Source organism: Pseudomonas sp. Irchel s3a12 (assembly GCF_900187485.1).
Classification (GTDB): domain Bacteria; phylum Pseudomonadota; class Gammaproteobacteria; order Pseudomonadales; family Pseudomonadaceae; genus Aquipseudomonas; species Aquipseudomonas neuropathica.
Map to the genome: position 1 here is coordinate 13,004 of NZ_FYDN01000006.1, position 21,202 is coordinate 34,205.

Consider the following 21,202-nt stretch of genomic DNA (forward strand, 5'->3'; position numbering starts at 1 on the left):
TGGTGTCTCTTTACAGTGGTCGCTGGGCACAAACCCGATAAGCCTATAGGGTCTCTCAGATCAGGACCCCATTGATCGCGTCCAGCTTTACGGAGGTCAAGGCTCAGGCTAAGGTGCTGGCATAAGGACATGATTTTCTAACATTTGTCCACGGAAGGTTCCTGATTAGCCGTAGTGAAACTACCGCCCTTCCTTTCCGACTTTGTTGTGCCCTGAAAAACGCGTGCCGAGCAAGTTGCTGTCATCGATTCCCAACGGGATTGGCAATTGACGCGTCAATGTGGGTGTTGCAGGCGTCCCAAACATCAAAAAATTGCTAAATTGAAGGCGGAAAGTATGGAATTTTCGACGCTGTTGCATTTATGGGGTGCAGCTAGCTCCGAGCAGCTGATCGCGCCAATAACGGTAGTTGGCTTCGTTTTTATTTTGTGCGCTTGGTACTTTGTCCGTTATTTTTGTCCATCCTTCAAACTTAGCAGTCAGCTGAAAAAACTGACTAAACGTGTGCACGGTGTGAAAGCGCTCGCCCCGTCTCAACGGCGCTCTGAATTGGAGCGCCTGTTCAATGGAAGCAAGCTGGAGCACTCTTGGCACGAATACGCTGAAACACTGCACGACCAGTTTGAGTTTCAAGAAGGCGAACAGGTTCTTGTCCGGTCGCGCGCCACCGCCGGAGCCGCGCATTTTTTCTCACCTCAAAGCGTGGTCGATACCCCGCTGGGAACCGAGTTTTATAAACACCTGCCTGGTATTTTGACCGGCATCGGTATTGTCGGAACCTTCTTCGGCTTGATGCTAGGCCTACAGCATTTTGATCCAAGCACCCCTGAGCAGGTAAATGCCAGCGTCGATAAGCTGCTCAAGGACGTGTTGTTTGCGTTCATCGGCTCCTTTATTTCAATCATGGCATCTATAGCCGTCACGATTACTGAAAAGTGGCGTCTGGGCCAATGCTACAGGCTTCTTGAAGCGTTCAACGAAACCATCGACGGGCTTTTCGACAGCGGTGTCGGTGAGGAATATCTAGCGGAGCTTGTGCGATCGAGTGCTGAAAGCTCCGTGCAAACCCGTCAGCTCAAGGACAGCCTGGTAACCGATCTGCGGGAAATGCTGCAGAACCTCGTTGATACCCAAGTCCGCGAAAGCCTCAAATTAGCGGATACCTTGTCAACGACTTACCGTGACTCTGGGCAGTTGTTGGCCGATCAGGTAAGCAGTGCGATTGAGAACAGTCTCAAATCCCCCCTTGAAGCTATTGCGGGTGCGGTTCAGGCCGCCAGTGGCGACCAGTCAGGGCAAGTACAGAACCTTCTTCAGGATGTTCTAGTTGCCTTCATGAATAAGCTGGAAGGTACGTTCGGCCAACAGTTCAACGGTCTACACGAACTGATGGGTCAGTCCGTTGCCGCAATGCAGTCGATGCAGCAAGGCTTTTCGACGCTGATCCAAGATATGCGTTTGGCTAGCGAGTCCTCGGCCCAAAACAGCTCGACTATGATCGCTCAGTTACTCTCCGATATGCAGGCCGGACAGAACGCCATGCAAGCGGGGATGAACGAGATGCTCGCCAATCTCCAAGCTTCGGTTGCCCGGATCGGCAACGAAGGGGAGGGGGCAGGTGCTCGAATGGCCGAGCAGTTGGAGAAGTTGTTTGCTCAAAGCGAGGCTCGCCAACAGGCAATGGCTGAGAATCTCCAGGCTTTTGTTGACACGATCAAGCAGAACATCGGCCAAGGTCAACAGGAAACCATGGCGAAAATTGCGGGCTCCGTTGAGGTGCTGGGTGAGCAACTCTCGGCAGTCTTCAAGCAATTGGAGCACGGCCAGCAGCAGATGGATCAAATCACCCGCGCTGCACAGGCTGACCTGCATCAAGGCACCCGTGACTTGGTGGGCGGTCTTGACGAACAGGTCAAGGCGTTGCTGCAAACAGTGTCAGAGCAACAGAAATCTGCACAGGACACCGTTAAGGCATTAAGTGCCCAAACAGAGCAGCATTTGCAGAGCATGCAGCTAGGAGCAGACAAGATGCGGGCGGCGGCTGAACGGTTTGAAACGGCCGGACAAAGCGTTGCGCGTGCCAGTGAGTCGACTGCGGGGCTGATGGGCACAGTCCAGGGCGCAGGTACTGAGCTTGCACAGGCATCACGTGAGTTGAACACCGTGGTTGCGGACTATCGAAACAATCGTGAAGCGCTGGCGAAAACTCTCGCGGTCATCGAAGGGGTTGTCGCAAGCGCACAAGGGGAGGCCAGCGGCCGCAGCCAGTATCTCCAGGACCTGAAGGTTCAAAGCGAGCGAATGCAGGCGCTTAACCGTGAAGTTTATGAATACCTGGAAAACATCAGTGGTGTGTTGGGTAACGGCTTTAAAGAGTTCGGTGATGGCATGGATCGGACCTTGAGACAGACGCTGGGTAGTCTGGATGCCGAGCTCGATAAAGCAGTCAAGAGCCTCGCTGGCGGTGTAGAAGGGGTCAAGGAAAGTCTCGAAGACTTCGGCGAGATCATGGAACGAATCAGGCAGTAACGGAGGCTAGTCGATGTTTGGTAAGCAAATGCCTTCGGTTGTCCGTTCAAAAGACGAGGGAGAGAAGCCGTTTTGGATCTCCTTCGCTGATTTGATGACTGCGATGATGATTCTATTTCTCGTGGTCATGGTGGCGGCTTTGAGTTCTGTGACGCAGCGTATTAACCAAGCGGAGCAAGGAGAGAAGAAGCGTAATAGGGACATCAGTCAGATCTGCGAGCAACTGAGCCTTAAGGCGAAGACTGCCAGTAAAACTATCGTCGTGGATTGCAAGGACAACCGAATTAGCTTCGGGGATGCTGGCCGCTTTGGGCATAACCAGTACGCGCTGAGCAACGATGGCCAGTCGGCACTTCAGGAGGTTGTGCCAATGATTCTGGACGCGGCTAACAGTGAAGAAGGCCGAAAGTGGTTCAAACAGGTTGTGATCGAGGGATCGACAGACACCGACGGCTCTTATCTTTATAACCTGCACCTTTCACTGCAGCGTTCAGAGTGGGTGATGTGCAGCCTGCTCGATAGCCGCAGCCCGCTCCAAGTCGGATTGTCCCTGGAGCACCAACAGCAAATCAGATCGATTTTCCTAGCGGGCGGTGTGTCGTTCAACAATGCAAAGGACACCAAGGAAGAAAGCCGGCGAGTCGAGTTGCGCATGCAGTTCTTTGGCTTGAAGGAAAAGGAGCAAAACCTCAAACCAGATGTGCCGGTGTTTAATAACACCGATATGGAAAAGTGTCAGTTGGCGATGAACCGATGACCAGCCCAATCGCGAGGCTTTCCGCCGCTATCAACCTGAGTCTTTCCGCGCATCGTACGGGGCCGGCACCTGAGCCGTTAGCGCGATTCCCCCGTCTGGGGGCTGCGGGAATTGATCTTTACGAAAGATTCGAACGCGCTGAAAAGGCGTTGCCGCCACCTCAGGAAAAGCGCCGCGCAGCGATAAACAAATTCCGCAATGTACTCCCACTCAACGCCTCAGAATGGCGTTTGGTTTTTGCCGGTCTCTCGGACAAGAGTGAGCGAGTCGGACCGATACTGGACGATGACCAGCTATTTGACCGAGTGCATAAAGAAATCCATCACCGTATTGAAAAACGGAGACTGAGCCGCCGAGATTGGTTGGCACTGTGCTTTAGCTACTTTGGGTACGAGGCCGCCACGCCTGATCAGAACGCCAATTGGTGTGCGTTGCGGGCAGACGTTCAGCTTGGCTTCGAATGCGTCAGAGGTCAGCAAAAACGCGAGAAGGAATGGGTGCATATCGTTCAGCAGCATCAGGAGCTTTTTTCCAAGCAGGCAGGTGCCAGGCTGGGTGACCAGATGTTCAAGGGAGAGATCAGCGACCTTTCGGCATTGCAGACGATTGCGCAGATCCCTGACAGCAGTTGGCTGTGGCGAAGGATCTTTAACGTACTTATCTCTCGTATTTTTATGTTGGATGACGCCGAGTTTTCTGAGCGCTTAGCCGACCTTGTCGACATCGGCCGGCAGCATCCGCGCTACATGAACGACATTCTGAGTGCATGCCTGTCGCGTTATCATGTGGCTGCTTATCGAGAAAAACCGTCGTCGTTGCTCAAACAGGTTGCGCTCGACAATTGGGGCAGTCCTCAGATCCGCTCCAGGCAAAATAGCTGGTTGCAGTACGTTGAAAAAGACGTCTGTGCGATGGTTGTCGCGTGGTTCGCGAAGGAAGATCTGCAGCACTTCTTCAACCTGTTGAAAGGCGATGATGACGTTGATCAGTCGCGGCTCTTTTATTGGCTACGGTTTGCCAACCAGATGAGCTACACCAGAATCGTCATGGGCTTGGATGCATGGAATAACGGCTTACGAGATTTTGTTCATTTTCGCGAAAAAAACAAAGGGCGCCTTGGTCGACTGGTAAATGCTCCTGGTCATAACAATGCAGTGATCATGCAGATCGGGAATTACTTTTTCGTGGAATTTTCGGGAATGGGTGCCTGCTACGTTTACCAGGCAGACAACTCTCCGTTTAACCCAGACAAATCACATCTTGAGCTTACGACTGAGATTAAGCAGCGCCATCGTGCGGTGGAGTGGATGCGTCACTTTCCGGCACCAAGCCGTCCAGATCGCGTTGAGGGTTGGTTGAGTAAGTTCGATGACACTCTTGAGAGGCTGGGCATTCGCATACAAAACCAGAGCGTTGAGCCAACCGCGCCGAGATTACTGTCGTTTGACTATCAGGTTCGTGAATCCATGAAGTCAGTAAAACACACGTTACACGACCGGCGCGCACAGGGCGGCGCGATCCATATTCACCTAGAAGAAAATGATCCGGCCGCCATCATCGCTCTCCGGCGTTTGGGCTTTAAACCTGAGAACCAACAGCCGCTCAGATTCTGGAGACAGTAATGCTCAAACGCTTCCTCAAAGGCATTGGCCTGCAGCCGAGTTCGGCGGTAGAAAGTACTGAACCTGTTTTTTCCATCGAGGAGCAGGGCATTTGTTATCCCCTGAACTTGGCGGATAACGCAGAGTTCTGGCCGCTGGCAAGCTATTTATATCAGTTGGAAGAAGAGGAGTTTGTCTCCCAACTCAGCGATCGCTGGCTGTTGACGTGGGATGAGCTTTATCGGCTTCTAGATGAGCCAGAACACTTAACAAGTCTGCCGCTATTGGGGTTGCCGCCACAGACAACTCTGATCCCTCAACTGAGCAGCCAGGGCAGTCTTGCCTCCGACGACTTCAAAGTTTCCATCAGTGGATGGCGTGATCCGCAGTCCAATGCAAATGCGCAGGTTCAGCGTACGGGGGCCATCGTCCAGTATCACGGAACGATAGAAGTTCTGCCTGAGTCGTGCTGGAAACTGGCTGGTGCGGTACGGCAACTTTATCTAGCACAACAAAGTGAACCAGGTGAAATAACCAATCAGATTGGCTGGGCTAGCATCAGGAAGTTGGCACGCAAGGCTGGTGCCGGTATGGATGGCTTCCTGGATAAGACCGTAGTTATCAAACCTGAAAGCCTGCGCCTCAACCCGCGAAAATCGACAGTAGGCAATACGCCGGTTATCGAGTTGCAGCCCACCTTCGAGGGGCAGCCGGCAAACTGGCTAGAGAGTTTTGATGGCGCCAGTCAGGTTCAGGATCGATACCGAGTGACCGGTGATGATGGATCGTTGACTCACGTCTTGATTGAGCCTGAAGTTAAATCGGTATTGGACTACGTGCGCTCGTTGCCCGGCCGTCGGGTCGCTGGGGATGATGCTCTTTCTTTTGTCCGCAACCCTTACAGCGCACTTGGCGAAAGTGCCGCGCATGTATTGGATGCCGAGATCTATGAAGATGAGCTGGCTGAGGCCGGGATTTTTTTTCACCGGTTTCATTTGGAGCCAAAGCTGGATGAAAAGGGAGAGCACATCCAGCTGGTAAGTTTGACTCTGGAGCCGATTTCGCCAACCCCCCAGGCATCAATTGAAATTGAGTTCAAAGCTGCTTATGAACTCGTACCATTTGTGCATGAACTACATGTGAAGTTGGCCGCTGGAATGCCAGCTGGTTTCTGGCAAGGCTATGAGCTGGAGCTCAGCGATTTTGATTTGCGCCAATTGGCAGGTATCAGCGACCTGCTTAAGCGTTGGCAAAACGAAGCAGCCGGCATCGAGTTCGATTCGGTTCTAGACCTGTCTCTTTACGGCGACCGAGTGACTGGCATCGGGGAAGCGGAAAGAATTACTTCGCCTTTCCTCGTTAAAGAGGCGACCGAAAACTGGTTGCCGAAGGATGTGGCGGCACTGGGCATTGACGCAGAAACTCTCGGGCGTTGGGACCCATCCGACCGTGCTCAATTTGAAGCGTTTGAACAGCGACTGGACGAAGCTCGTGCTGCCGGTGATGAAACGGTCTATTTACCAGAGTCCGAAACACCGCTCTCGATCGCCGCCGCCGAGCAACTGTTTGATGCTTGGGCCAAGAAGATCGCACCTGCCGAGACAGGCCTGATCCAGCAGCAGGAGAAGGTTGGCCGTGCCGTACTTCAAATCGGTCACAACATTGACGAGCCAACCTACGTTCAAATTCGGCAGGCGGCCTTACGCGCCGCGTTGAATGCAACGCCTGAGCTGCCTAACCTGCTTAAGCCTGAGATCGTACTGCGTGAGCACCAGCTTCAAGGTGTTGCGTGGTTGCAGCATTTGTTCCGCTTGTCCCCTTCGGATGTGTCGGGCTGCTTGCTCGCTGATGACATGGGCCTTGGAAAAACGATCCAGTTGCTTACCTTCCTTGTCTGGTATCTGGAACAGTACCCAGACGACAAGCCAACACTGATCGTTGCCCCGGTTTCGCTGCTCGATAACTGGGAGCGAGAGCTTCACCGGTTCTTCTTTGCTGACGCGTTGCCAGTGCTGAAACTGTATGGGGCGGCCTTGAGTGCGGTGAAGTTCAAGAAGGAAGAAATCCCTGATGACTTGAAAACTAAGGGCATCAAGAATCTACTTCGTCCAGGTTGGATGGGCGGCGCCAGAATCGTCCTGACGACTTACGAGACACTTCGCGATCAGGAGTTTTCACTGGCGCGTCAGCAATGGTCGATCGTCGTATGCGATGAAGCGCAGAAACTGAAAAACCCCGCGGCACTGGTGACTCAGGCGATCAAAGCCGTTCCGGCGAGATTTCGAGTGGCGTGTACCGGTACGCCTGTCGAGAACACCCTGATAGATCTCTGGTGCCTCTTCGACTTCATTCAGCCAGGTTTCCTGGGCGGTTTGAACCAGTTCGGGCGCGAGTATCAGCGTCCAATCGAAGCCGCGTTGGAGCGTGACACGGTTGCCCTGGAGCGCCTTCGCGTGCTTATCGACCCACAGACTCTGCGCCGTACCAAGCAAGACATTGCCAAGGACCTACCTGCCAAAATCGAAGACACGGCATGTCGTTCACTGAGCATGCACGCCTTGCAGCGCAATCTGTACCTGTCCGAAATAGCTGCGTACAGCCAGAAGCAGCAGATCGAAGAACAGCTCGATCAAAAGACCTCCGGCATGCTCGGGTTGCTGCACAAGCTCAAGCTCATTTGTGCTCATCCTTACAGCGTTCAGCCAGACAAACGACTGCGCGACAACTCGCCGAAGCTGCAGTGGTTGATGCAGACGCTTGAGTCGATCAAAAGAGCCGGGAACGGCGACAAGGTCATTGTCTTTACCGAGTTGCGTGATATTCAGCGAGAGTTGCAGTATGCGATCCAAGAGCATTTCGGCTTTCGGGCGACTGTCATCAATGGCGATACTAGTACCAGCAGTCAGAGCGCGAATAGTCGACAGAAATTAATCGACCAATTCCAGGAGCTGCCTGGCTTTGCAGTCATTATCCTGTCCACTATCGCAGTAGGGTTTGGCGTGAATGTGCAGGCGGCTAACCACGTTATTCACTTTACTCGTTGCTGGAACCCGGCCAAGGAAGATCAAGCGACGGATCGTGCCTATCGGATTGGTCAGGAAAAAGATGTCTATGTGTACTACCCAACGGTTCGAGATGCGGCGATGCCTACTTTTGAAGCGACGCTGGATGAGTTGCTAAGTAAGCGACGGTCATTGGCGCGGGATATGTTGAGTGGGGCTTCGGAAATCCAGGCTTCGGATTTTGAGGCGTTGCTGAAAGCGCGCTGAGCCCGCCTGCGGAAAATCAGTGCTGGGCGATATGTCAATCATGGGTACAGGTAAGTTCATCCTCAGCTTTGCAAGTGATCAAAAAACAGCGAAGTGGCGCCTACCTGGCGGCATAGTGCCACTGAAATGTGAGCGGATTACTTACCTGTGCACACGTCCAGTATTGGCGCCGAAAACTCAGCGGCTTACCGTGCGCGACATCCATGTCTGCTGCCCACTTTCTGCTGCTTCTCGGGTGATTGGCTTGTGGTAGTGGATGAAGACTAGAAACAAGGGCGAAATGCTGGCCCGACGAAACTGAAGCAGATAAGGTTCCCCCTTTAACCGCAGGTAAAGCTCCGCTTCGCTACAAATATCTGTCGACCCCCGTCTTTCGCCAGCGCCATGGGCATTATCCCGAGCGCATAACAGGGGCGCCTGCGCACTTACTCTTTACTCCAGTCAGGATTGCCAATGGCTATCAAGAAATCCGATCTTTACTCCTCCCTCTGGGCCTCGTGTGACGAGTTGCGCGGTGGGATGGATGCCAGCCAGTACAAGGACTACGTCCTGTTCATGCTGTTCATCAAGTACATCTCCGACAAATACGGCAATTCCGATGACTTCGCATCACCGGTGACCATCCCGGCTGGTGCCAGTTTCAAGGACATGGTTGCTCTCAAGGGCAATGCCGATATCGGCAACAAGATCAACACACAGATCATTCAACCGCTGATTGACGCCAACGCCCGGCTTGCCCGCAGTGACTTTCCCGACTTCAACGACCCGAATAAGCTCGGCGAGGGGAAGGACATGGTGGAAAAACTCACTAATCTAGTGTCCATTTTCCAGAAGCCCGAGCTGGACTTTTCGCAGAATCGTGCCGACAACGACGACATTCTCGGCGATGCCTACGAATACCTTATGCGTCACTTCGCCACCGAAAGCGGCAAGAGCAAGGGGCAGTTCTACACCCCCTCTGAAGTCAGCCGCATCATCGCCAAGGTCATCGGCATAAGCCCGGCCAATGCCGTAGCCAAGACTACTGTATATGACCCTACCTGTGGCTCGGGCTCTCTGTTGTTGAAAGTGGCCGATCAGGCGGGTACCCACATCACCCTGGAAGGGCAGGAGATGGACGTGACCACCGCCGGTCTCGCCCGTATGAACATGATTCTGCATGACTTCCCGACCGCCAACATTCTGCAGGGCAACACGCTGTCCACGCCGAAGTTCAAGGATGGCGAGCAGCTGCGTACCTATGACTATGTAGTGGCCAATCCGCCGTTCTCGGTCAAGTCCTGGAGCGTCGGCCTGACACCCGCTAAAGATCCGTACCAGCGTTTTGCCTGGGGCGAGCCGCCGGCCAAACAGGGCGACTATGCCTTCTTGCTGCACATCATTCGTTCGATGAAACGTACCGGTAAAGGCGCCTGCATTCTGCCCCACGGCGTACTGTTTCGCGGTAATGCCGAAGCGGTGATCCGTGAGCAACTGGTGCGATCCGGCTACCTCAAAGCCATTATCGGCCTGCCGGCCAACCTGTTTTTCGGCACAGGCATCCCCGCCTGCATTCTGGTATTGGACAAGGAAAACGCCAGCGCCCGCAAGGGCATTTTCATGATCGATGCCGCCAAAGGCTTTATCAAGGACGGCCCGAAGAACCGTCTGCGCGATCAGGATGTGCACAAGATTGTCGATACCTTCCTCCGGCTGGATGAAAGCGACTCGCGCTACGCGCGCATGGTGACCTTCGACGAAATCAGCGATCCGAAGAACGACTTCAACCTGAACCTGCCGCGCTACATCGACAGTACCGAGCCTGAGGACATTCAGGACATCGACGGTCACTTGCGCGGTGGCATTCCCGAGCGTGATATCGATGCCTTTGACCGCTACTGGCAGGTGATGCCAGCGCTGCGCGCGGCGTTGTTCAAGCCGGCCCGCCATCCCGGTTACTTTGAGCTGGTCAGCCCTGAGGTGAAATCGGTCATTTTCGGCCATCCGCAGTTCAATGCCTTCAAAGCGGGCATCGATAAGCTGTTCAACCAATGGCTGGTGGACGGCACCCCTCAGTTGAAAAGTTTCGCAGTCAACAGCCACCCCAAGGAGCTGATTGCCACACTGTCCGAAGACCTGCTCCGTGCCTTCGCCAAAGCGCCTTTACTTGACCATTACGACATCTATCAGCACCTGATGGACTACTGGGCCGAGACCCTACAGGACGACTGTTACCTAATCAGCGCCGATGGCTGGAAAGCCGCCGCTAAAGCGCGCGAAATCCTCAAGGTAAAGGATAAGAACAACAAGTTGGGTTGGGCTGAGAAGCATGACTACTGCCTGGGCAAGCGCCGCTTCAAGTCCGACCTGATTCCGGTCGAGATTCTGATTGCCCGCTATTTCATGGCCGAGCGTAACGCTATTGAAGACCTTGAAGCCCAGTTGGCCAGCGTTGAGCAGAGCATGAGTGAAATGCTCGAAGAGCACAGCGGTGAGGATGGCTCGCTTAGCGAAGTGATCGAAGGCGAGGGAGACAAGCAGAAGGTCACCGCCAAAGCGATCAAGGCACGTCAACGCGAGATTGGCATGGATCCGGATTATGAGGATGAGTTCAAGGTATTGGCCGAATACGACGCCTTGATTGATCAGCAAAGCAGCCTCAAGGCCAAGCTCAAAAAAACGGAGGAAGACATCGAGGACAAAATCCACGCGAAATACCCGCTGCTTGGCGAGGACGAGATCAAAAGTCTGGTGGTGGATGATAAATGGTTGTCTACCTTGGCCGTTGCTGTGCAGGGCGAACTCGACCGAGTCTCTCAGACTCTGACTGGACGCATCCGCGAGCTGAGCGAACGCTACTCTACCCCGTTGCCGCAGCTCACCGATGAAGTCGCCACCCTGGCCAGCCGTGTCGAAGATCATCTGAAAAAGATGGGGGCGGTATGGCAGTGAAGCCCGGCTATAAGCAGACGGAGGTGGGAATTATTCCGGAGGAGTGGGAGGTCGTTGCAGTCGAGAGACTCGTGGAGGAAAGAGCTCTCGCGAAACCGCTCGACGGAAATCACGGCAACATTCACCCGAAGAGCAGCGACTACGTTTACCACGGCATCCCATTCGTGATGGCGAACAATTTTTCGAACGGCCATGTGAATTTTGAAAATTGTAAGTTCATCACCAAGGAAAGAGCGGACAAACTCCAGAAAGGTTTTTCGGTATCTGGTGATGTTCTGTTGACGCACAAAGGAACGGTAGGGAGCACTGCCATCGTTGGCGAGTTGAGCACCGATTACATCATGCTCACACCTCAAGTTACCTACTATCGAGTTCTAGATGCGAATAGCCTGAACAACAGCTTTCTGCGGCATTACTTCGATAGCCAATCATTCCAATCGCTTTTTACTAGCTTGGCTGGAGGCGGAACGCGGGCCTACCTTGGCATTGTTAAGCAATTAGCTTTGCCTATTATCATGCCGCCTATCAAGGAGCAACGCGCCATCGCGGCGGTACTGAGTGATGTGGATGCGTTGCTGGGTGCACTGGAGCGACTTATCTCCAAGAAGCGCGACCTCAAGCAGGCCGCCATGCAGCAACTCCTCACCGGCCAAACCCGGCTACCCGGTTTCCACGGAGAGTGGGAGGTGAAGGCACTTGGCGGCCTCGCAGATATTCGGAGCGGCGGCACGCCAAGCACTGCAGAGCCGAAATTTTGGGATGGAGAGGTCCTCTGGTGTACTCCGACCGATATTACGGCACTCAAGGGACGTAAATATTTGTTTGAGACTAGTCGCAGAATCACTGAGCTTGGGCTGAAGTTCAGCTCGGCAGAGAAAATTCCTGCTAACTCAGTCGTTATGACATCGCGAGCCACAATCGGCGACTGCGCTATCAATACCGTTCCGGTTTCAACGAATCAGGGGTTTAAGAATTTCGTTCCGTTTCATTATGTAGACGTAGACTTTCTCTATTATCTGCTCACGACGCAAAAGCAGGGATTCATCAGTCTCTGTGGAGGCAGCACATTTCTCGAAATTGGAAAAGGGCAGCTCGTTACATATGAAGTTTGGCTCCCGCTCGACAAAGGCGAACAAACCGCCATCGCCGCCGTGCTGTCCGATATGGACGCCGAACTAGAGGTATTGGAGCAGCGCCTAGCCAAAACCCGCACCCTCAAGCAAGGCATGATGCAAGAGTTGCTAACCGGAAGAACCCGACTGCTATGACCAACCTGAGCATGGAAGCGATTCAAACGCAGCAGGCTACTGAACTCTCCAGCAAGATCATCAGCGTTTACGAACTGCTCATGGATTCTGCGCTGGATATTCCCCAGTACCAGCGCCCCTACAAGTGGACCGGCAAGAACATCAATCAATTGTTCTCCGATATCGCCATCCATAAGGACAAGTCGGCTTACCGCCTGGGCACTATCGTGTTTCACCACGAAGGTGGGATCAGGAATATCGTCGATGGCCAGCAGCGGACCATCAGTCTGCTGCTGGCGGTCCGTGCGCTGATCCAGCGGAACAAGGAAAAAAAGCTCGAACACAAAGACTTGCGCGACCGCCTGGTCGAACTTGAACAAGCGATGGTGAACCCCGGTTTTACCAGCGAGATATCGCAGAAGAATATCCACAGCAATTACCTTGAGGTGGCCCGCATCGTTTCCCGTGCGGACTTTACCGAGGCGCATATCGATTTCTTCTTGAACAAGTGCCAGGTCGTGGCGGTGGCGCTTAACGATGTGTCGGAAGCCTTCCAGTTCTTCGATTCGCAGAATGCGCGGGGCCGGGACTTGGAGCCCCATGACCTGCTCAAGGCTTACCATCTACGTGAGTTCAGCCCGCGTGACGAGCAGTTGAAGGTGACCACGGTGGCGCGCTGGGAAAGCAGTGATACCGATGAGTTGGCCACGCTGTTTTCGCAGTACCTGTACCGCATCCGCAATTGGTCGAAAGGGGTTTCGGCGCGTTACTTCAGCAAGGATGACAGTGACTTATTCAAGGGCGTTAATATCGACACGGTGGCCAGCTACCCCTATGTGGAGCAGCTGCGCATCGCCCACCATTTTGTCGATAATTACAACGTGCAATACGAGCGCAAGATCGACTCGCGCGAGCTTGGTTTTCCCTTCCATCTGGATCAGATCATCATCAATGGCCGGCGCTTTTTTGAGCTGATCAGCCACTATCTGGGCAAAGTGGCGCGGATCAGCGCCGAGTCCTGGAACGGACATGAGCTGGTGGGTGCTGAAGAGCTCGATGGCTATGCGAAAAACATCATGGATACCCTCAATAGCTACTCGGCAAGAACCCGCACCGGGGATTGTTATGTGCGGGCGATGTTTGATTGCCTGTTGATTTACTACGTCGACAAGTTCGGTCACGCGGATATCTCCCGCGCCATCGAGAAGATTTTCATCTGGGCCTACAGCCTGCGTCTGAAGATGCAGGTGGTGCAGCTGGCCAGCATGGATAACCACGTGTTGGAGAACAATCTTTTCAGGCTGATCAAGGAAGCCACACGTCCTGCTGACTTTATTAACTGCACCCTGACGGCGTTGAGCGGTACGAAGTCAACCAAAACCGTTGAGATCGAGGCTCTGTTCAAGGCGATGAAATATTATGAGTAGCGAAATCAGTCAGCTCTCCATCAAGGCCCTGCTCAGCGGTCGGGATGAGTATGTCATCCCGATGTATCAGCGCAATTACGCCTGGGAGGAAGGCGAAATCACGCAGCTGATTCAGGACGTGATCGATTACCTGCCGAAGAAGGGTGAAAACGCGCGCAATTATTACATTGGGACCTTGGTGGTGTATGAGCGCCCGGATAGCAAAACACCGGTGTTTGAAACCATTGACGGCCAGCAGCGCCTGACGACCCTCTCGCTACTGACTTCGTACTTGAAAAACACCCGGTTGGTCGATCTTGCCTGGTACTCGAACCTGAGTATCCACTTCGACAGCCGTGAGCATTCGCGCTCGACCTTTGCAGCCATCTTCGAGGGAAAATTCAACGACGACCCTGCCGAGGTATTGACTGAAAAGCAGATCAATACCGGCATCCTCAATGGTTATCGCCTCATTCAGAAAATCTTGCCGCAGAAGCTGAAAGAGAACGGCGTTTTGCTTCAGCAGTTCTACGACTACCTGTTCCGCTACGTGCAAATCATGCGGGTGAAAGTACCGGCGGATACGGACCTGAACCATTACTTCGAGATCATGAATAACCGCGGTGAGCAGTTGGAAAAACACGAGGTGCTCAAGGCGCGCATGATGGAGCAGCTGCAAGGCTGCGAGCAGAGCCAGAACTGTTTGCATGCCGTGTGGGAAGCCTGCGCGAACATGGAGCGCTATGTGCAAATGGGCTTCACGCCTGGCCAACGTGGCAGCATTTTTGGCGAAGGGGACTGGGGACAGTTTCAACTCGCTGACTTCGATTCGCTTCGGGCGGCACTGCACAAAACTCAGGATGTGACTGCCCGGCAGGACACTCGCATAACCCTTGATCAGATCATTGCCAAGGTCCCGGTAGCTGCGAAGCAGGGTGAGTCAGGTGAGGAGGCGCCAGATCGCTTCAACACGGTGATTAACTTTCCCAACTTCCTATTGCATGTACTGCGTGTCGATACGAAAGCTGACATCCCATTGGATGACAAACGTCTGCTCGATACCTTTGAAGCTTATGTGCTCAAGCAGCCAGATCCTGTTGCTGCAGTGAAGCGTTTTACCTTTAGTTTGCTGCGCTGCAAGTATCTGTTTGACCAGTATGTGATCAAGCGCGAGTTCATCAAGGGCGCTGATGGCTGGAGCCTCAAACGCTTCAAATGGAATGATGGCGGAGAGCGTAGCCGGGTGGGGCGCGGGAGCTATGTGAATACCTTCGGCGAGGAGGATGGCAACGAAGACATCAACCGCCGCATCCTGATGCTGCTGTCTGCGTTTCATGTTTCCACACCAACGCTGGTTTACAAGCACTGGCTGAATGCGGCGCTGTTTCACCTGTTTTATGTTGAACAGATTGAGGCTCAGGTTTATCTGCAGCACATGGAGTCGGTCGCCAAGGCGTTTGTCTTTGATCGCTATCTGGCTCCAGACGTAGGCCTGGATTACTTTGCGATGATCTATACCAACCGGGGCGCCTGTCAGACGCGCCGCGAAAGTATTGCGGCAGAAACGATTGAGTCCCGGCTGACGTTCGGCAACATCGAAAACAACCTGGTGTTCAACTTTCTGGACTACTTGCTTTGGCTTGAACTCAGGGCAAAAGAGTCGGTTAAATCCTACGAATTCACCTTCCGTAGTTCGGTTGAGCATTACTACCCGCAGCATCCGCTAGACGGACAAGTTCAGCTGGATGCTGACACGCTTAACTCGTTCGGCAATCTGTGCCTGATCAACCACAGCAAGAACTCTCGCTTGAGCAATTTCATGCCTTTGGCCAAGAAAGAGTTTTATAAAAACAACACCATCGATAGCGTTAAACAGTATCTGATGATGGAAACAGAGTCTTGGGATGCCGACGCCATACGCGCCCATTCCGAACAAATGAATAACGTGTTGCTCAACAGTCTCGTCAGCAAACACGAAACCGAGTAAACCCTGCAGGATGCACCTGATGATTCAACAACCTCGCTCCGAACGTCGCACCCAGAATCGTATTGTGGCCTTGTTTACGGACAAGTCACGGCCTGATTGTCTTGACTACAACTACCTGGGTGAGTGGAGCAAGCGTGGGCAAAATCGCAACATTGAAGTCGACCTGTTGCAGGCAAACCTGAAACAGCGCGGCTACTCCGATGCGCAAATATCAGCAGCTTTGCAAAAGCTGATGACTGCGGCTGATGCAACTGGCATCACGCTGTATCAGACTAATTTGCGTACCTACCAACTGCTGCGTTACGGTGTGCCGGTACAGGTAGCCGTTGGGCAGGCCCACGAAACGGTGCATCTGATTGATTGGGAGCACCCTGAGGTCAATGACTTCGCTATTGCCGAAGAAGTGACCTTGCGCGGTGGCTATGAGCGCCGTCCTGATTTGGTGATTTACCTGAACGGAATCGCCGTTGGCGTAATTGAGCTCAAGCGCAGTTCGGTAGAGGTGGGCGACGGTGTTAACCAACTGATCACTAACCAAGAGGAAATCTTCAACAAAGGCTTCTTCAGTACAGTGCAGTTGGTCTTCGCTGGCAGTGACTCACAGGGTTTGCGCTACGGCACCGCGACTACCCGCGCCGAGTTTTTTGTCGAGTGGAAGGCGTCTTCCCTGAGCGCTGGGTCTGAAGAGTTGAATACTCTGCGCGAGATGCCTGCTCGCTACCAAGTGCTGTTGGGCGAAGAAGTGCCACTGTCTGGTTACTTGCTGGACGACCCACTGGCGCAGATGTGCGAGAAGTCTCGCTTACTCGATCTGATTCGCAACTTCATCATCTTCGATGCGGGAATCAAGAAGGTGCCCCGTCCTCATCAATACGCTGCAGTCAAGACCGCGCAGGAACGAGTTCGACGTAAAGAGGGTGGGGTTATCTGGCATACCCAGGGCAGTGGCAAGAGCATTCTGATGGTGCTGATCGCCAAGTGGTTGCTGGAGCACGATCCTGAGGCGCGCATTCTGGTCATCACGGATCGCGATGAGTTGGACAAGCAAATATCCGGAGTGATGCGTAATGCCGGGGTTATCGGTAACGACTCGCCCTCGCCACGAATTACCTCTCGCGCCGATCTTGTGCAGAAGCTCTCTGCTGCCGCACCACGCCTGCTTTGTGCCTTGTTGCACAAGTTCGAGCCTGATTTGAGCGTACCGCCACCGCCCATGCATGGGCGTTTCTATGTATTCGTGGATGAGTGTCACCGCACCCAAGGCGGTGACATGAACAAACAAATGAAACAGTGGCTGGTCAATGCCCTGTTTATTGGCTTTACCGGTACACCGCTGCTGCGTAAGGACAAACAGACTACGCGCGATGTCTTTGGCACTTACATCCATACCTACAAATTCCATGAAGCTGTGGCGGATAAGGTCGTGCTGGACCTTAAGTATGAAGCGCGCGACGTACCGCAGCGTTTGACTTCGAGGGACGGAATCGATGCATGGTTTGAACGAGCAACCAAAGCTCTGAACAATTACAAGAAATCGATCCTGCGCAAACGATGGGCCACCATGGAGTCGCTCATGAGTGCTGGTGAGCGTAAGCAGCGCATCGTCGCTAGTATCATCGAGGATTTTGGCTTAAAGCCACGACTGAACAATGATCGAGGGACGGCCATTCTGGTGGCCGCCAGCATCTATGATGCCTGTCACTACTTCCGGTTGTTTAAGAACACCTATTTCGGTACGTATTGCGGCATCGTCACGTCGTATGAGCCGAACCACAACGCAATTTCCCGCGAGCCGAAGCAAAGCGATGAGCGTTACAAGTTCGATACCTACACGCAGTACGTGCTGAAGCCGGGCCAGAGCACCACCGCTTATGAAGAAGAGACCAAGCGTCGCTTCATTGAGGAACCAGCCAACCTGAAGCTACTCATCGTGGTCAGCAAGCTGCTAACTGGCTTCGATGCACCTAGTTGCTCCTACATCTATCTGGATAACGAGCTGCGGGACCATAACCTATTTCAGGCAATTTGCCGCACCAATCGGCTCGACGGTGATGACAAGGACTTTGGCTATATCGTTGACTTCAAAGAGCTGTTCGGCGACGTACAAGACGCCATTTCGGTGTACACCTCTGACGAGCTGGATGTCGATGCAGGCAGCGGGGGCAATAACAACGTTGAGCTGAAGAACTGGCTGGTTGAAGGGAAAAAGCAACTGGACGCTGCCCGTGAGGCATTGAGTTACTTGTGCGACCCCGTGCCACCACCGCGTGAGATTGAGCAGTTTATCCATTACTTCTGTGGTGCTGCCGCTAAAGCCGATGGGCTGGATGAGACCGAAGCACTGCGGGTGTCCTTTTACAAGGCGGTGGCCTCATTTGTGCGGGCGTTTGCCGACTTGGCGCAGAACCTCACCGAAGCCGGTTACTCGGCTGCTGAATCTGGGAGGCTTCAGGCAGAAGTGCAGTTCTACGCTGACGTTCGTGAGGCGATAAAGAAACATTCCGGCGAAGAGCTGGATATCAAGCCTTTCGAGGCGGACATGCGGCATCTGCTCAATACCTATATTCAGGCAGACCCTGCCGACCCGATGAGCACGGTCGATAATTTCTCGCTGGTTGAGCTGATCGTTCAGACTGGCGTTCACGATGCCATCGCCAAAAAGCTCAACGCCAAAGGCAACCTCTCCAAGGGAGCGATTGCCGAGGGCATCATCAACAACGTACGGAAGACCATCATTCGAGAGCAACTGACAGACCCTAAGTTCTACGAGGGTATGTCGCGGTTGCTTGAGGATCTGATCAAACAGAGTCGTGACGATGCAGCCGCTTACGAGGAATTTTTGCGTAAGGCCGAGGCGCTGGTCAGACAGTTGGGGCAGAAAGGACCAGGCAACTCCCCGGCTGCACTTAACGGCCATCGGGAAGCGACTGTGCTTTTTAATAACCTGGACAACATTGCAACGACCACCTTCCAGTGCCCGAAAGATGAAGGGGCAAAGGTGAAACTGGCTCTGGATATTGACCTGGCCATGCGCGGATCGGCCCCTGCTACCTGGCGAGGAGACCCTGCGCGGGAAGCGCAGGTTCTTAATGCGCTGTTCCCGCTGATGGGGCGTGACCGTGTAGCGACTTCGGCAATATTCGAGATCATCAAGAACCAACAAGGATATTGATGAACGAGATTATTGAACTGGGTGACATTTCAATTTCGGTAACCAGGAAAGACATCAAGAATGTCCACCTGAGCGTGCACCCGCCCGAGGGGCGGGTAACGTTAGTCACCCCAACAAGCACACGGCTTGAAGTCGCTCGCGCTTATGCTATTTCCAGGCTGGGCTGGATTCGCGAGCAACAGAGCAAACTGGAGGCTCAGGCGCGTGAAGCACCGCGTCAGTTTGTGGAGAGAGAAAGCCACTATGTCTGGGGGCGACGCTACCTGATGGTGATTAACCACTTGGACACGAAGCCATCGGTCGTGCTCGATCACAAACGCATCACCTTAACCGTTCGCCCGGGCAGCGATGCACATAAGCGCGCCGATGTGATCCACGAATGGCAGAAGCGGCAACTGCACGCCGTGGTGCCGGTGTTGATCAAGAAGTGGGAGCGTAAGCTGAAGGTGAAAGTGGCGGGTTATTACCTGCAGCGAATGAAAACCAAATGGGGCAGCTGTAATCATCAAGCAGGCAACATTCGACTGAACACCGAGTTGGTGAAGAAGCCGAAAGACCTGCTTGAGTACGTGATCGTTCACGAGATGGTTCACCTGCTCGAACCCACCCACAATGAGCGCTTCATCTCAATCCTTGGTGAGCATTTTCCAACGTGGCGTGAGGCCCGTGCCGAGTTGAATGAATTGCCGTTGGCTGCTGAGGTTTGGAAAGAGTGAAGTTGCACTAGCACGATTGTAAGTGCGACTGGTGGGCAAGGCTAGGACTCGTCGAATATCACATCAGCAGCTCTTGGACTCTTCCTAGTCGCTTCCAGAGAACTAGAGCTGTGAGTCGATAGTGATGCCGGATGGCCTCGGTATGGTCTTTAAAGTGCTGAGTGAGAACCAGCTCAAATGCTTGAGCTGCCAGGTCCAAGATCCCTTTGTCCTGATCATCACTCCGACCGACCAGTGCCATGGTCATCACCGTTTTCGTTTGTTTGCAGAAAGAGCAGCAGGGCTTTTCATTGGGGGCTGAGGCTGTCCATCTGCTGCCAGTGTGTCGGACGGATCAGGAGGGCATTCTCTTGATGTTGCAGCTGTGCCCCTTCTTCACGCAGTTGCTTGATCAGAAGGGTGAGGTTCGCAAACTCCAGAGGTGGTGTGGCGACAACTTGCTTCGTTTCTGGCCTGGCACGTGGCGAAGGTGGCAGCGACACGCCAGCGATGCTGGTTGCGATTGATGTTGCATCTGATAGCGTCGCGCCGTGTCATTGAGTTGAAACGTGGCGGACCTCGAAACTTTTTCCGTCGTGGCTGCACAGCCAATGATGAGTTATCAGCACAACCAATAAACGGAAGGTATGGCTAGCGCTCTTGTGGGCAAAACGAGGGTTGTTACGATTGACATCGCGGATGGTGAAGTGGGTCCTGCCTTTATGCGCCAACCAGCGCAGAAGTCGATCCGTCTCTTCGCATCGGCTATTGAGCGCCTCCTGTTCGGTCAATTGTTTCACGCTTTCGAGGCTCCCTTTGGCCTCGATTGGGCGAAGGATATTGAAAACCCTCAAAGCAGTGATTGGTCAAACGCGCCGTCTTGCTCGTCGCCAAGAGTCGAAAAAATCACCTGTCGAAGGACAGGTGATTTTCGTGTTTTCAGAATCGCTAAGAAAACTATAAGAAGACTTTCATCGCCCCGATCAAGATGCCGATCGTCACGGCGAGCATGGAAGCCATACGAATGGACAACTTGAGATCAGATTTAGCGATCTCTGCAGTCAGCCTATGATTAGTATTAGCGATCTCAGCAGTCGCCTTGCCGATTTCAGCAGTTGTTCTACCGATCTCGGCAGTCAACCGCTGGTCAAGGTTTGTGAGATCACTTTTCGTCGCGAGTAGTGTGAGCATGTCAGATTCCAATGCTTGGATAACAGCTTCGGCTTTGAGCTCAGGTACGTCGATTGCGCGCAGTGCCTGATACATCGCCAGTTCCATTTTCATTAAGGCCTCCTAAAACAAAAAAAGGCCTTCCCCACGACGGGAAAGGCCCGTCGTGGATGGGAAAGTCATGCTTCCATCGACATTCAAGTCGACTGTCCGCGCTGCCGGAAGCTATGCGGTCATTTGGTGGATCCTGCGGAGACCGCAGCGCCGTCTTGAAGATCCTGGCGGCTTGGGTGCTGAACTAATCAGCTAGATGCATAGCAAAAGTGCCCCTGAGGACTTCGGCTGTCAATCCGGTAATCGGTTTTTGACTGTTTCCTAATGTTGTATGAGGCTCCTTCCTGCCTGCGCTCACCACCACCTTCAGACTCGGGTTGTTGA

At 53.5% G+C, this 21,202-nt stretch carries 11 protein-coding genes and 1 pseudogene; 10 read left to right on the forward strand and 2 right to left on the reverse strand.

Translation table 11 applies throughout. The features are described 5' to 3' along the window. Window positions 1-336: 336 nt before the first annotated feature. The 10 genes from zorA1 (at window position 337) to CKW14_RS11620 (ending at window position 19,615) form a co-directional block, all read left to right on the forward strand. Window positions 337-2,529 (forward strand): type I Zorya anti-phage system protein ZorA1, encoded by a 2,193-nt coding sequence (zorA1, locus tag CKW14_RS11575; RefSeq protein ID WP_095125347.1) that lies wholly within the window; start codon window positions 337-339, stop codon window positions 2,527-2,529. 13 nt (window positions 2,530-2,542) lie between these two features. Further along, window positions 2,543-3,286, forward strand: coding sequence for a type I Zorya anti-phage system protein ZorB1 (gene zorB1 / locus CKW14_RS11580; protein WP_095125348.1), 744 nt, complete (start codon window positions 2,543-2,545; stop codon window positions 3,284-3,286). After that, the gene (gene zorC / locus CKW14_RS11585; protein WP_095125349.1) at window positions 3,283-4,908 is read left to right on the forward strand and encodes a type I Zorya anti-phage system protein ZorC; all 1,626 of its coding nucleotides are present in this window, start codon (window positions 3,283-3,285) and stop codon (window positions 4,906-4,908) included. Before zorB1 ends, zorC begins: the two co-directional genes overlap by 4 nt. Next, complete coding sequence (gene zorD, locus CKW14_RS11590) at window positions 4,908-8,156, forward strand: type I Zorya anti-phage system protein ZorD (protein ID WP_095125350.1); 3,249 nt, start codon at window positions 4,908-4,910, stop codon at window positions 8,154-8,156. Before zorC ends, zorD begins: the two co-directional genes overlap by 1 nt. A gap of 453 nt (window positions 8,157-8,609) precedes the next feature. After that, on the forward strand, window positions 8,610-11,087 hold the full coding sequence (locus CKW14_RS11595; protein ID WP_095125351.1) for a class I SAM-dependent DNA methyltransferase: 2,478 nt from the start codon (window positions 8,610-8,612) through the stop codon (window positions 11,085-11,087). Next, entirely contained in the window at window positions 11,078-12,355 is a 1,278-nt protein-coding gene (locus CKW14_RS29945; RefSeq protein ID WP_176471281.1) for a restriction endonuclease subunit S, read from the forward strand. Before CKW14_RS11595 ends, CKW14_RS29945 begins: the two co-directional genes overlap by 10 nt. Further along, window positions 12,352-13,761 carry a DUF262 domain-containing protein gene (locus CKW14_RS11605; RefSeq protein ID WP_095125352.1) on the forward strand — a complete coding sequence of 470 codons (1,410 nt, stop codon included), beginning with the start codon at window positions 12,352-12,354 and terminating at the stop codon, window positions 13,759-13,761. Before CKW14_RS29945 ends, CKW14_RS11605 begins: the two co-directional genes overlap by 4 nt. Then, window positions 13,754-15,727, forward strand: a complete 1,974-nt coding sequence (locus CKW14_RS11610; RefSeq protein ID WP_095125353.1) for a DUF262 domain-containing protein — start codon at window positions 13,754-13,756, stop codon at window positions 15,725-15,727. Before CKW14_RS11605 ends, CKW14_RS11610 begins: the two co-directional genes overlap by 8 nt. 19 nt (window positions 15,728-15,746) lie before the next feature. Further along, window positions 15,747-18,899 carry a type I restriction endonuclease subunit R gene (locus tag CKW14_RS11615; protein ID WP_095125354.1) on the forward strand — a complete coding sequence of 1,051 codons (3,153 nt, stop codon included), beginning with the start codon at window positions 15,747-15,749 and terminating at the stop codon, window positions 18,897-18,899. Then, window positions 18,899-19,615, forward strand: a complete 717-nt coding sequence (locus CKW14_RS11620) for a M48 family metallopeptidase (protein WP_095125355.1) — start codon at window positions 18,899-18,901, stop codon at window positions 19,613-19,615. The genes CKW14_RS11615 and CKW14_RS11620 overlap by 1 nt, the downstream gene beginning before the upstream one ends. Window positions 19,616-20,148: 533 nt before the next feature. Here CKW14_RS11620 and CKW14_RS11630 read toward each other — a convergent pair. Together CKW14_RS11630 and CKW14_RS11635 are read right to left on the reverse strand one after the other, a co-directional pair. Beyond that, a pseudogene (locus tag CKW14_RS11630) lies at window positions 20,149-20,388 on the reverse strand (DUF3987 domain-containing protein); the annotation flags it as partial. 163 nt (window positions 20,389-20,551) lie between these two features. Then, window positions 20,552-20,878: a hypothetical protein gene (locus CKW14_RS11635; RefSeq protein WP_058543814.1), complete on the reverse strand. Its 327-nt coding sequence runs from the start codon at window positions 20,876-20,878 to the stop codon at window positions 20,552-20,554. Between the last annotated feature and the right edge of the window lie 324 nt (window positions 20,879-21,202).